The sequence below is a fragment of the Bacteroidia bacterium genome (assembly GCA_019695265.1).
GTDB lineage: Bacteria > Bacteroidota > Bacteroidia > JAIBAJ01 > JAIBAJ01 > JAIBAJ01.
In genome coordinates this window covers 1-14,938 of record JAIBAJ010000093.1, presented here as the reverse complement: position 1 = coordinate 14,938, position 14,938 = coordinate 1, and the positions used below count along the sequence as shown (strand labels likewise).

Here is a 14,938-nt window from a genome sequence, read left to right as displayed (position 1 = left end):
CGGGTATCATCTGTTACACTTAGGTTTTCTTTATGCAAGGGTACATTAAAGTCAACTCGGATTAGGGCTCTTTTGTCTTTAAATGAATAAGTTTCAATCGCTGCCATGGGAGGAAAAAGCTAGGTAGGTAAATGGTTTAGGTAACTGGTAATAGAATTCCAATTGGACTGCGAAGATAAAATCCAATGCTTATTTAAAAAATAGAATATGGCTAAAACAAGAAATTAGTTAAGAAAGGGTAAATTATGTCTTCACGGAAGTATTCTTAAATTAATTAGAAAAGCCGCAATAGCAAAATGTTTAAACCCACATCTAAATTAGTGTTGTAGTTACTCATGTTTCGCTATAGGCCGGAATGTCTGACAAAAACCGGCTGTTTCCATTTTTTTCCAATTGAACAACAAAATGTCGTAATCCGTTCGAAATAACCACTATTCCCGACCCTAACACCGTATTGTATTTGGAAACCTGATCCATAACACCTTGTTTAATCTCTATCAAAGGGGCTTTGCATTCTACAACGAGCTGAGGCTTTCGGGCCCTGTCAATTATCAGAATGTCTGCCCTTCGGCTCGTTTTTCCATAATGAAGTGGATACTCCAAGGCAATTCGCGAAATGGGATAATGCTTGTATTCTACCAAATAATGGATTAAATGTTGCCTAACCCACTCCTCCGGAGTCAGAACAACATACTTTTGACGAACAAAACAACGTACTTTTAGCTCGGAGTTTTCTTCCTGTATTTCCAATTTGGGACTTGGAAGGTTAAGTGTTGGAAACCTACTGGAATTCAAGCTTTCAATTATTTCTTGTGCTCACAAAGATGTGAAAATTTGTAAATCAGAACTGAAATTTATGTTCGTTTTTGAACAAAAATAGAACCGCTAGAATACCATGAATCTCGTTAAGCCTTTCTATCATTGCATAGTGAAATTCACCAAGCCGGTAATTTTCAGTATCGTTTTAGGTTTAATAATCATGAATAATTCATCAGCACAACTTGCCATAAGCAATGGGATAAGTATCCCTACCCGCGATACCTTGCGGGTATTGGTAGTGTTTGCTGAAATCGACTTCAGTGCAAAACCTTGTTTCGGAAATTTAGAACAATCCTTTGGGGAGGAATGGCCTAAAAATTCCAAAGGGCAAACCTTGCCGCCTGCCGATGCAATGGATTATTTTGATGTTAATTTAAAATCCGGAAGGGCTCCTAAAGGATTTATTTCGGACTATTATTACCAGGCTTCGTTTGGACAATATGTGTTAGAAGGCGATTATTTTCCTTACACTGTTTCTATTCCTTGCTCACAAATTAAAACTGGGAGCGGTGTAAAGCAAGTGCTCGAAAAAATTGCTTCCTGGCCCAATTTGGATAGCATGAATTTTACCGCTCATCATTTGCCGGTGAGCGCTTTTGATGCTTGGTCAATGACCCATGCCGGTGAACCCAAACTCAAAAGACCCGATGGCAAAACCGATCTTTTATACATTATCTGGAGAAATAACCGTTTTCTAACTAGCAACAACACCCTCGATTTCTCGGGTTACGGGGTTACTTCTGGTTCCGGACCGGCCTTTCTGAATTCAAAAGGTATTAACAATTTTGCATCTTTCAACGCTTCTAAGGTGTCTAAAGCGGCCTATGTTATAACCATTGCAGAGCATTTACATGGCATTTTTGGTGGAAACAACTGGCACAGTTCGGGTGGCAGAGGTGTTCATACCTTTCCTGCAGTAACTGCTACCTATGGTTTAACAGGTCAACACCTGGCTGCCATGCAAGGATGCAGCGGTTGGGATCGGTGGATGATGAATTGGAGAAATCCACAAAAACAATTCCTGATTTCTTGTCTAAATGATCAACAGCAAGAAATTAATTCCGAAGATTTTTCTTTGGAAAATTACCCTCATGGCGGAGTTTTTATCCTCCGCGATTTTATGCGAACAGGGGATGCCATTCGTATTCGACTCCCTCATTTAAAGTGGACCAAACCGGGTGATGTTAAAAATCAATACCTATGGCTGGAAAATCGCCGAATGAATTCCCGCTTCGATGAATGGTATTATGATGATTGTGCCGATAATGGACAAGGACAATTTCCCGTCGGAACTCCGGGAATCTATGCCTATATCCAGGTTGGTAAGGATCAAAAGGAAGGTGGAAATGAAATCTATAACGGTGCCAATGAATATCCAAACGCCTTGGCCAGTCCATTTTTCCCCTTTACTGCGGAAGGTAACTTCGACTTTTACTTCGATTATGATCGAATTCAAGAAGGCCAGGGTTATGGGTGTAACTGGAATAACCGAAATATTCCTATCGATAAAAGCCGAAGTAAACCCAATCCCTTCACAGGTAATAATGACCTGTTCGCTATGCTTGATTTTAACGGAGATGGAAATGCCTTTACCGGCGATAACATTAAGTTAGGTATGAGCGAAGTTCATGGTGACTCCGTTGTCAATAATTTCAATGGAGGTGGAGACTGGGAAGATGCCTTCTGCTTCGCTACCGGCCATACCGAAATTTCTTTGAGTACCAATCCTGCACCGGTACCCGTGTACACCTTGGCAACCGACCTGGAATTTAAACGCCCAAGCCTGGCCAAAGGAATGCCTTATCCCTTCGAAAACAGAACCATATGGCTTAATGGTCTCCACATCGAAATACTGGATGATAATTTCCTTGGAAAAGGATACGTAAAATTATCCATCCGGTGGGATGATTACTCCATAACCGAAAATGTCAGATGGTGCGGAAATATTGCTCTTTCTCCGAACGATTTCGACTCTACTCAGTACAGCCTGGTCGTAACTTCCGGACACTCGGTTCTTCTCGACCAAGCTACCAGTGTAACTTGGCCCTATCTGGTAAAAAAGGATGAAAATGGAAATTCCTTGTTCGCTGAATCAACAATTTTTACAGCTTTGCCGGGTGCTAAAATTTTACTGCAACCGAAAGCCAATATTACTATCTCAAACGATAGCGAATTAATCTTGCAACCAGGTACTACCCTTAAAATGGAGAAATCAACTAAGATTATTTTGAAGAAAAATGGAAAATTGACACAAATGCCTGGTAGTCATTTTATTATGGAAAAAGGGGCTAAAATTGTTAAAAGATAAACCATGAAAAATTTACTTTTTATTTTAAGTTTTTTTTGTTTGATTCCTTTCTTGTCCTTCTCTCAGGATAATATGAAAGGACCAACCGGTGGACCCAAAAGTAAGCAGCAAAGAGAGGCGGAAAAGAAGCAGCAAAAAGCGAAAGAAGCCGGTTATAAACAGGTGGAAAAAGCGGAAAAGCTTCACATGAAACACCAAACAAAAGAAGGAAGAAAGAGAATGAAGGAAACGAGCAAAAAGTCTAATAAAATTCAAAAGAATAAACGAAGAACCGGTTGGTTGATTTCCCCGCATCATTGGGATACATTTGCTGTCTTAAATAAGACGAAATATCAGATTGAAAAAAGAAATTATTCACATCCAATTTAACTATCCTTAACACTTCTATAAAAAATTTCTACTTTAGCCGCCTTTTTCAGAAAAGTTGCATTATCCCGAAAACCTCTATTCGCATGAGAAATAAGATACTATTTATTCTTACTTTAACAGTTGTCCTGGCCGGACAAGTATTTGGTCAAAATGGTACCGGTACGTTGAAAGGTACGGTTAAAGACAACAAAGGAGAACCAGTTCCTTTTGCTAACGTAGCCGTTAAGTTAAATGGTAACCTGGTAACCGGTGGAACAACCGATTTTGATGGTATTTACACCATCAAATCATTGCCTCCCGGAAAATACGATGTGGAAGCATCCTACACCGGATACCAAAGTCAGGTAGTTAAAGGAGTGGTAGTAATGGTTGACAAAGTTGTCTTCCAAGATTTTAGCATGTCGAGTGGGGTTAACCTGAAAGAAGTTGTGGTTACTGAATATAAGGTTCCTCTTATCGAAAAGGATGCCGGTGCTACCGCAACCACCATTACCTCCGACGACTTCAAAAAGATGCCTAACCGCTCTGCAGAAGCAGCAGCAACAACCGTGGCCGGTGTTTATTCTAAAGATGGTTCGGTTGGAAGTATCCGCGGTTCTAGGGATGGTTCTTCTGATATGTACATCGATGGTGTTAAAGTGCGCGGCGGAACTGCCCTCCCTCAAATGGCTATCGAACAAGTGCAAGTTCTTTTGGGTGGTCTCCCGGCACAATATGGTGACGTAACTACCGGTATTATCTCCGTTACAACCAAAGGCCCATCAAAAAAATATTTCGGCGGTTTTGAATATGTAACCTCCGAGCCCTTTGATAAATACGGCTATAACCTGCTTGCCTTTAACCTTTCCGGTCCTATTTTTACTAAAAAAGACTCTACCCAATCCGATAAACGTCGTCCATTGGTTGGTTTCTTTCTTGCCGGTGAGTTAAAATACCAAAAAGACCCCGATCCTTCAGCTTTAGGTGCTTATAAAGTTAACAATTCCTTATTGGATAGCCTGGAACAGTTTCCGGTTCGTCCTTCAGGCCAATTAACCGGCGGTAGCTTGTTAAATGCTCAATTTGTAAGAAAAGACGATATCGAAAAAGTAAAAGCCCGCCAAAATGTGGCTTATTACGGAATGAACTTTGCCGGAAAATTGGATTTTAATATTACTAAAAATACCAATTTTACCATCGGTGGCTCTTACGACGCTAACAAACAAAGAATCTATAGCTATGCTAATTCCTTGTTCAACTATAAAAAGAATGGTGAACAATTGGATAATACCTCCAGGGTTTATGCTCGTTTTACTCAACGTTTTAACGATAACCCGGAAAGTAAATCAGTTGTAAAAAACATTATCTACATGCTGAATGTGGATTACCAACGCTACAACAGAACATTGCAAGATCCTGACCACAAAGACCGTTTGTTTGATTATGGATATGTTGGTAAATTTAAAACCTATCGCCAAACAACTTACCAATATGGTGTTGATCCTACAACAGGCATAGGAGCCTACTTGCAAAATGGCTATAGCGATACCTTATTCGAATTTACTCCCGGAACTATTAACCCATTATTGGCTAATTATACCTCTCAATATTACAGTCAGAATAGCCGAAATGGAAACTATAACAACTGGAACCAGGTTCAACAAGGTATCGGTCCGTTGTTGAACTCCGAACAACCCGATAATGTGTATGATCTTTGGTATAATACAGGCCGTGAATATGGCGCTTACCAAAAATTGCAACAAGAACAATACCGTATTACCGGTTTGGCCTCTGCCGATATTAAAAACCACTCCTTTACCCTTGGTTTCGAATACGAACAAAGGGTAGATAGAGCCGTTACTTATCAAGCACCGTCAAGCAGTCAAGCTGGCTTTTGGCAATTGATTAACCCCTTTTCCGGACTTGTAAATAAACATATATCGGAACTGGATTATTCTAACCCAATCCTGGGCGTTGATGCCAATGGTAATTTTAATGACACCATTCAATATCCTTTTATCTATAACCAGGAATCTCAATCCTACTTTGATTATAACCTTCGCGAATCCCTAGGTCTTAATCCTAAAGGAACCGATTGGATTGATGTAAATACCTTATCTCCAGACCAGTTAGATATCTCTTGGTTTAGTGCAGATGAGTTACTGAATGGTGGCAATAGTTATGTTTCCTATTATGGATACGATGCTGCCGGAAATAAAGTAAAAGGTAAACCAAGTCTGGACGACTTCTTTACCTCTAAAGATGAATTCGGCAACTTTAAACGCACCGTCGGAGCTTTTCAACCTATCTATTTCGCCGGTTATATTCAAGATAAATTCGTATTTAAAGATTTAATCTTTAACGTTGGTCTAAGGGTTGATCGCTTCGATGCTAACCAACCTGTACTTAAAGACCAATGGGCTCTTTACGATACTAAAAAGGCAGGTGAAGTTTCAACCATTGGTAACCAAGAAGTTTCCCATCCTTCTAACATTGGAAGCGACTATGTGGTTTATGTTAATGATATCAATAATCCAACAGCTATCGTAGGTTACCGCAATGGTAGAAATTGGTATAACGCTCAAGGCGCTCCTATCGTTGACCCTTCTGTTCTAAGAACTTCTACCGGTCGCGCTGCTCCTTTCTTGGTGGATCCTTCCAACCAGGTTCTTAATGCCGGCGCATTTAAAGATTATACGCCTCAAACCAACTTTATGCCTCGTATTTCTTTCTCTTTCCCAATTTCCGAGGATGCTCTTTTCTATGCTCACTATGATGTTCTTTACAAACGCCCGGTTACCGGTATTCGCCTAGATCCTACCGATTATTATTACATGACGGTTAGATCACAAGATAGAAACAGCCCAATGAATAACCCGGCTCTTCAACCGGAGAAAACCGTTGACTACGAGCTTGGTTTCCGTCAGGTGTTAAGCAAATCATCTGCCTTAAATATTTCTGCTTTCTACCGCGAAATCCGAAACTTGATTCAAGTGGTAAATATTGCTGAAGCTTATCCTTCTACTTATAATACTTACGGTAACTTAGACTTCGGAACAGTTAAAGGCTTAAGTGTAAGCTATGAAATGCGCAGAACCGATAATTTCCAACTTCGAGTTAACTATACACTCCAATTTGCCGATGGTACCGGTTCTACCACTTCTTCCGGTTTAAATTTAATTAACTCCGGTCAACCTAACCTTCGTGTTCCTCAACCCTTGGATTTTGACCAACGCCATACTATTCAAATTGTGGCTGATTACCATTTCCAAAAAGACCAAGGTTTCCGCATCGGAAAAGTATATCCTTTGGCAAATATGGGTTTCAACCTTATCGGCCGCATTGGTTCAGGAACTCCTTATACCAAAAAACGTAACCCTTCACCAACCCAAAACCTTTCAGGTGGTGTGGCTCAACAAGTGGAAGGCGCAATCAATGGTTCCCGCTACCCGGTTAACTTTAACATCGATCTTCGTATCGATAAAGACTTCTACTTTAAAGTTGGTAAAAAAGCCGGCGAAGGTGAAGACAAACGCAAAGAGTATTCATTTAATCTGTACTTGCAGATACTTAACCTCCTCAATACCAAAAATGTGTATGATGTTTATTCATACACCGGTAACCCCAATGATGATGGTTATTTAACTGCTTCAGAGTTCCAAAATAGTATCAATTCACAAAATGACCCCCAATCGTTCCGTGACTTGTACACCCTCAAAGTGAATAACCCGAACAACTATAGCGTTCCAAGAAGGATTCGCATAGGTCTAATCTTTAACTTCTAAAATCCATTGCCATGTACATTTATAATCATAAGATGAAAAATTGGCTAATCGCCCTGGCCGTCCTAGCCGGATTGCCTGCCATGGCGGAGAAAACACATAATGTTTATCCCGGTACTAACGTAACTGTTCAAAAATTAGAACAGTCATCCGCCGCATGTGTTCCCGCAAAATCCTCTACTATCCTTCAACTCAACAACGTTAGAGCTTTAATTCACACCGGTGGCGACATGTGGTGGGATTTAATAGGTAATGCACGTTACGAGGTGCCTAAGGGTTCCGGAAAAACTGCCTTGTTCGCAGGTTCTCTTTGGATGGGTGGTGTGGATGCCCAAGGTAACCTTAAAGTGGCTGCCCTTCGTTTCCGAGAAAATGGTACCGATTACTGGCCCGGCCCACTTACAACCGATGGATCGGCTTCTATCACCGGTGATCAGTGTGCTAAATACGACCAGCACTTTGTTATTAATAGATCTGATGTGGATCAATTTGTTGGATGGTGGAATACTCCGGAAGATCAGAAAGCTATTCTATACCCGGGCTACACTATTCCTCAATCTATTCTGAACTGGCCTGCCCACGGTGATGTTTCGTTAGGCCAGGATTATGATTTGGCTCCCTATGTGGATGTTGACCAAAGTGGAGACTATAATCCTGAACAAGGTGGTGACTACCCTAAGTACGATATTAATGGTACCATTGATTGTAAAACTTCTCGCGAAGAAAAATTGTATGGTGACCAAACCCTTTGGTGGGTATTCAACGATAAAGGTAATATTCATACAGAGTCTGGTGCACAATCCATTGGTATGGAAATTCACGCTCAGGCATTTGCTTTCGCTACTAACGATGAAATCAATGATATGACTTTCTATAACTATCGTTTGATCAATCGTTCAACTTATCGACTTACAGGTACCTACTTCGGACAATGGGTGGATGGTGACCTTGGATATGGTCAAGATGACTTTGTTGGTTGCGATGTAATGCGTGGCTTGGGTTATTTTTACAATGGCGATGATGAAGATGGACCGCAAGAGCCAATTCGTAACTATGGAAAACAACCACCTGCAATTGGTATCGATTTCTTTGAAGGACCTTACCAGGATAACGATAGTATTGATAATCACTGGGGAATTGGCCCAAGAGAAGCGCTTAATGGTCTTGGTTATGGTTCTGAAGCAAGTCCAAACGGTGATGGTATTGTGGATAATGAGCGTTTTGGTATGCGTCGTTTCGTTTACCACAACAATACCGGTGGTGGTGGCCCTCAAGCAATGACTGATCCGCAAACTGGTTCTGACTACTACAACTACCTTCGTTCCATTTGGAAAGATGGTAACAAAATGACTTATGGTGGAACCGGCTACCAAAGCGGTGGACCTGAATGTGACTTTATGTTCCCCGGAAATTCCGACCCTTACAATTGGGGAACACAAGGTGTAGTTCCTCCGGGATGTAATGGAACTTCCGAATGGTCTGAAGAGTGTGTGGGCAATACTCCATACGACCGTCGTAGTATTCAATCTGCCGGTCCATTTACATTGGAGCCGGGTGCCAGAAACGATATTACGATTGGTGTGGTGTATGCCCGCGCTACTAATGGCGGCCCTTATGCATCCGTTGAAAAACTTCGTTTGGTAGATGACAAAGCTCAGGCCTTGTTCGAAAATTGTTTCCGCGTATTGAATGGTCCTGATGCTCCGGATGTTAACATTGTTGAATTAGACAGAGAGTTGGTGATAACTCTTTCCAACCGTCCAAGTTCTAATAACTATAAAGAGCGTTACAAGGAAAAAGATCCTCAAATTATTAGTCCTTCGGGAACCACTTATGATGAATATTATCATTTTGAAGGTTACCAAATTTACCAGGTGAAAGATAGCTCAGCATCTGCTAATGACCTTTCCGACCCTGATAAAGCTGTTTTAGTGGCTCAATGCGATTTGAAAAACGGAGTTACTCAATTGATTAACTATGAGAAAAATCCGGGCTTTGTAGGTTTTGATCCGGAAGGCTATTTGCCTTTCGAAAAAGTTAATGGATCTGATAACGGTATTCGTCACTCCTTCAAAATTTCTCGTGATGAGTTTGCAACCGGTGAGAAAACTTTAGTGAATTTCAAAAGTTACTTCTTTATTGCAATTGCATACGGTTACAATGAATACAAAAAGTATGATCCAAATGATCCTTTTAGCCTGGATGGACAAAAGAAACCATACAAAGCCGGTCGTAAACTTGCTAGTGGATTGTCAATCCGTGCAGTTAAAGCCATTCCGCATAACACTAGCCCAGAGAAAGATGGTTTGATCTTGAATTCTAAATATGGTTCTCATCCGGAAGTTACAAGGGTAGAAGGTATGGGTAATGGTGGAAATGCCATTAGTTTAACCTCTGAGACCATAGCTAAAATTTTAGAATTGCCTGTTGGTTCAGCTCAATTGGAACAAATTACTTACGATACTACCGGTTCTCCAGTTGATATCAAAGTAGTGGATCCTAAAAGTGTTCCTAATTCAAGTTTTGTTTTCGAAATGTTGGATTCAATTAGTAACACCGGTTTAAGTGATGCTTATTGGAGGCTAATCGATGTAAACAATCAGGATACTGTGTATTCAGATACCATGATTAATTCCATCAACGAGCAAATTATTCCTAAGTGGGGACTTAGTGTGAGTGTGTCACAAGTGAAAGATCCTGGTGAAGAGCCTACCAATGGCAATGGCTTCATTACAGCATCCTATGAGTTCGCTGATCCTAAGAAAATTTGGCTATCAGGGATACCGGATGCCGATGGACCTTCTAATTTTAACTGGATTCGCTCCGGTACCTTAGAGGAACCTGCTCCGGGTACGTACTCTGATTACAATGGAAGTAGCAATTTTATAGATCCGCAACAAAATTACGAACAGATATTGGGTGGTATTATTGCCCCTTATAAATTGGTTTGTAGAAACGATACCTTGGCCGCACCGGCTTGGAGAAATACTACCGCATCTTTGCTCAATAAATTTGAAAATGTAAGCAGTATTGATTTGGTAATTACTTCCGATCGGTCTAAATGGACTCGTTGTCCGGTTATTGAAACAGGAGATCTGGGTTATCCAAAAATTGGAGGAGCTTTGAAGTTTAATCTTCGTCGCTCAAAACCAATTGATCAGGATGGTAACTTCCAAGATATTGCCGATACGGCGTACGGTATGGGTTGGTTCCCGGGTTATGCCATTAACGTTGAAACAGGTGAACGTCTAAACATGATGTATGGTGAAGATTCCTGGTTGCCTGGCGAGAATGGTTCGGATATGAAATGGAATCCAAGCTCTAATCTGATGGATGGTTTCAATACATATTTCGGTGGTAAACACTATGTGTATGTATTGGGTCACAATGGCAACGATCCGGCAAAAGATTGTCCAACCTACGATGGTGGGGCTTGGATATATAAGAATTTGGTCGGTACCCCAAGTGACGCTATTAAACGTAATGTCTATAAAGATGTAATGTGGGTTTACCTTCCATTGCTTCAACCACAACGTCAAATGCTTGAGACAGATGTTAAAGTTAGGGTTAGAACGAATAAATCATATCAGTCTCAATTGGGTTATGAATGGTTAGCCGCTAATCCGGTTAATGATCAACGTCCACGCTACACCTTTAGCACCAGCAACTTGGCCGCAATGCCAAAAGACAATACCACCGCTAAAAATGCATTGGATTTGATTAATGTTGTTCCTAATCCTTATTATGCCTATTCCGGTTATGAAAGTTCTCAGTTAGATAACCGAATTAAAATTACCAACCTTCCAATAAAATGTACAGTTCGTATTTATACTGCAGGTGGTATTTTGGTTCGTACAATCTCAAAAGATAACGATAAAACCTTTACTGATTGGGATTTGAAAAATGATGTTGGTGTGCCAATCGCTAGTGGTGTTTATATAATCCATATTGCGGCACCTGGTATCGGTGAGAAAACCATTAAATGGTTTGGTTCTCTGAGACCAATCGATGTAAACAATTTCTAAAATTTGGTATAAAGCATTCTTCGAAATGAAAAAACGTATAATCCTATTAACCGCAGCAGCCATTTGGACAGGAATGGCTGTTGCCGGTAACCCTGATAGAGCCGGTCAGGCCGGTGCTACAGAATTGCTCGTTAATCCTTGGGCAAGAAGTTCCGGATGGTTTGGCGCTAATGCTGCCTGTATTTCCGGTATCGAATCTGTACACTTAAATGTGGCTGGTTTGGCCTTTACCCGCAAAACAGAAGTGGTTTTTGCTCACACCAATTGGATGGGTAATTCCGGTATCGGAATCAATACCGCCGGTATCTCCCAAAAAGTGGGTGAAACCGGTACCATCGGGATCTCTATCATGTCCATGGATTTCGGTAATATTCCTATTACAACCTTTGACCTTCCGGATGGAGGTATCGGAAATTTTAAACCAAGCTACCTGAATATTGGTGTTAGTTATGCCAAAGCTTTCTCTAATAGTATTTATGGTGGAGTTACCGTTAAAATTATTTCTGAAAGTATGGCTAACCTTAAGGCAGGTGGCTTCTGCTTCGATGCCGGTATCCAATATGTTACCACTTTGGGTAATCGTACAAAAGAATTAAGGAAGAACAACTTTCGTTTTGGTATCGCTCTTAGAAATGTAGGTCCAACAATGTCCTTTTCCGGTGATGGTATGTCCCTAAATGGTACAGTAAATGCAACCGGTTCAAGTATGACTTTGGAACAACGCAGTTCTAAATTCGAATTGCCTTCCTTGCTTTCTATTGGTCTAACCTTTATTCAACGTTTTAATCCTGAACATTCTTTAAATATTTCCGGAACTTTTACATCTAATTCTTTCTCCAACGATAATATCGCCGGAGGTTTGGAGTATAACTGGAAAAATATTTTAATGCTTCGCGGTGGTTATAACTACCAAAAGGACATTACTAACAAGGAAGTTGCTCACATTGCTTACATGGGTCCAAGTGCAGGAGCAACCGTAGAAATTCCAATTACTAAATCCAGAACTACCGATGATGGACGTACCAAAGGTGGAATGACTTTCGGTATAGACTACTCCTACAGAGCTACCTACAATTTTGGTGGTATCCACTCTTTTGGAGCTCGCATTAAGCTATAATTTTATTCAATCTCAAAGAAAGGAGGTCATTCGGTATGGCCTCCTTTTTTTGTTTATTTTTGACCATGAAAAAGTACCATTACTCATTCTTTTCATCCCCAAATAGCTCCAACCTTCCTTTCATATCCCAACTTTGTTTTGGTTTGCTTGTTTTTGGGTTTTCTATTTCATCCTTCGCAGGAGTGAATGATACCACCCGGGTTAGAGTTCATTCCTCAGTGGATATGACCTGGTATGGTAGTTATTCCCAAACCGGTGATTTTTCAAATACCCCGCTGTCCCGAAAAGTACTTCTAACGTATACCATGGGTTGCGCCTCTACCGGTTGTAGTGGTTGGGATTACACCACTCAGGTTTTTTTACGTCATAAAACCGGCACCCTCGATACAGTTGTTCAAACAGCAGCTCTTTTTACTGTTAATGGCGAATCTCCCGATTCACTTGCCTTTTCAACCGATACCACCTTTTCCGGAACCTACGATTCCATCAACCAGGTTGTAATTTATACAGCCAATCAATCCTTCGATATTTTAATTCATGGTGACTCTTCTCAACCATTCTTAGTAACCGATACCCTGGTCGGATGGCCGGTTGGAATGGCAATTCCAGTCCTGGATTCCCTGGGTAATTTAAGCGGTTATGATACAGTTTATCCCAATGCCTTTTTTACCAACTCCTTTATGGAGGTTTATAGCTACCCCGAACATATTGAAGAGTTTGAGCTGGCTCGAGTTATAACGCCTTATGGCACCTATATGCAAGGTGCAGGAAGTAATGGTTATAATCCTTCCTGGAAACATCGGTATCAGTTTGATGTAACTGACTACCAAAATCTCCTGAAAGACAGTGTTGAACTGAGGGTGTTCTACAGCGGTTGGAGTAGTGGTTTTAGTGTTACGCTCGACTTCGACTTTATTGAAGGTGTACCGCCTCATAACGTGTTGGATATTAAGAACATCTATCAGGGCGATGCCTCTTATACTAATTCTGCTGCGTTTGAGGCTTCTTTCTTGCCGGCTAAATCCGTATTTGTTCCTTCCGAAGTAGGAAATGTTCTTGCTAAAATAACCCCTTCCGGACATGGATTCGATAATAATTTGAATGCTGCTGAATTTCTAGATCGCTATTATAACCTCCTCGTAAATGGTTCCCAAGCTGCACAACAACACATGTGGAGAGATGATTGTGGCTTCAATCCTATTTACCCACAAGGTGGAACTTGGATTTACGACAGGGCCAATTGGTGCCCGGGTACCAGAACCTTTACCTATGATCACGATATCACTTCCTTTATTACAACCAATTCCAATAATAGCATCGACCTGAATATTCAAAATTACACTTGGTCAGGTAGTCAAACTCCTAGTTATACAATTCAGGCGCAATTGATTTTCCGTTCTCAACCTAACTTCACCGCCGACGCAGAAGTGTATGATATCCTTTCTCCAAGCTCGCACGATGAATACAAACGTATGAATCCCCGATGTACCAACGCAATTATCGTTATCCGCAACAATGGCAATTCCACCCTTTCTTTCGCAACTATCAATTATGGCGTTGAAGGTCAAACCCCTGCCTCCTTTAATTGGACCGGCGATTTGGCCCCAGGAGATACAGCTCACATTACTTTGCCTCAATTGCCCTGGAATCAATTTAGCGCCGGCGATCAGGCGGTGTTTTTTGCTACCATCGATCAACCCAATGGCTCAACCGACCAGTATGAGGCAAACAATACAATGAAATCAACTTTTAAAGCTCCAGAACGTATTGCTGCCAATTGGATGGTGTTTTGGATAAAAACCAATAGCATGGGCGATAATAGCTGGTTCCTATACAATGAAGCCAACGACTTAATTTTTTCCCGCGAATCTCTTGCTCCCAACACCAATTACAAAGATACCTTATGGCTAGCCAATGGATGTTACCGTTTTGAATTGCTCGATGAAGGTAAAGACGGCCTTTCCTGGTGGGCAAACTCTCAACAAGGAAGCGGCTTCATGAAAATTGCCAAGAAAAGTTCTGCCGGTACCCTCAAATCATTTGGAGCCGATTTCGGTAGTAAAATCGAGTACTACTTCACCCTTTTGGACACCATTTCCGGAATTGAAGCCCTTTCCATTCACCAGGAAGAATTGATAACATACCCGGTTCCTGCTACCGATAAATTAAATCTTGTTTTCCCTATTCCTTCCGGAAAGTTGGCTCAGGTTACCTTAACCGATATCTCGGGCCGGGAGGTTCTGAATGCTAATCTCAAAGGCGGATTGTCGGAGTATGAATTGGATTTGAAATCGGTACAAAAAGGTTTTTACATCCTGCAATTGGCCGTGGATGCTCAAATCTTTACCCAAAAAATATTGGTCGAAAAATAGGATTGGGTCTTATTTTTTAGATGAATGTTGCGGGCCCCCTCCGCCCAATCCGGCAGTTGTGCAACATTTAACGGAAGTGCATGGGCGTTCGGGTCACGCTATCGGCTGTAGTCCTCGTCGCACTTGGCTAGCGCCGCGTGCTCCTGTGGGCTACTTGCCTCTATCGT

General features: G+C 41.2%; 8 protein-coding genes. 6 read left to right on the top strand and 2 right to left on the bottom strand.

The genetic code is table 11. The annotated features are described in order from the left end of the window. Positions 1-107 (bottom strand): phosphoglycerate kinase (locus K1X82_12130; protein ID MBX7182852.1); only part of this gene is annotated, 107 nt, incomplete at its 3' end. 226 nt (positions 108-333) lie between these two features. Next, positions 334-795: a type I restriction enzyme HsdR N-terminal domain-containing protein gene (locus K1X82_12125; GenBank protein ID MBX7182851.1), complete on the bottom strand. Its 462-nt coding sequence runs from the start codon at positions 793-795 to the stop codon at positions 334-336. 100 nt (positions 796-895) lie between these two features. Here K1X82_12125 and K1X82_12120 point away from each other — a divergent pair, with 100 nt between their 5' ends. The 6 genes from K1X82_12120 to K1X82_12095 all read left to right on the top strand — a co-directional run bounded on the left by K1X82_12120 (position 896) and on the right by K1X82_12095 (position 14,771). Then, positions 896-3,127, top strand: a complete 2,232-nt coding sequence (locus tag K1X82_12120) for a hypothetical protein (protein ID MBX7182850.1) — start codon at positions 896-898, stop codon at positions 3,125-3,127. Between the two features lie 3 nt (positions 3,128-3,130). Then, the gene (locus K1X82_12115; GenBank protein MBX7182849.1) at positions 3,131-3,496 is read left to right on the top strand and encodes a hypothetical protein; all 366 of its coding nucleotides are present in this window, start codon (positions 3,131-3,133) and stop codon (positions 3,494-3,496) included. A gap of 83 nt (positions 3,497-3,579) precedes the next feature. After that, positions 3,580-7,260 (top strand): carboxypeptidase regulatory-like domain-containing protein, encoded by a 3,681-nt coding sequence (locus K1X82_12110; protein MBX7182848.1) that lies wholly within the window; start codon positions 3,580-3,582, stop codon positions 7,258-7,260. Between the two features lie 11 nt (positions 7,261-7,271). Then, positions 7,272-11,282, top strand: coding sequence for a T9SS C-terminal target domain-containing protein (locus K1X82_12105; GenBank protein ID MBX7182847.1), 4,011 nt, complete (start codon positions 7,272-7,274; stop codon positions 11,280-11,282). A gap of 25 nt (positions 11,283-11,307) precedes the next feature. Then, on the top strand, positions 11,308-12,399 hold the full coding sequence (locus K1X82_12100) for a PorV/PorQ family protein (protein ID MBX7182846.1): 1,092 nt from the start codon (positions 11,308-11,310) through the stop codon (positions 12,397-12,399). 65 nt (positions 12,400-12,464) lie between these two features. Further along, a complete protein-coding gene (locus K1X82_12095; GenBank protein MBX7182845.1) occupies positions 12,465-14,771 on the top strand; it encodes a T9SS type A sorting domain-containing protein in 2,307 nt (768 codons plus the stop codon). Positions 14,772-14,938 lie beyond the last annotated feature (167 nt).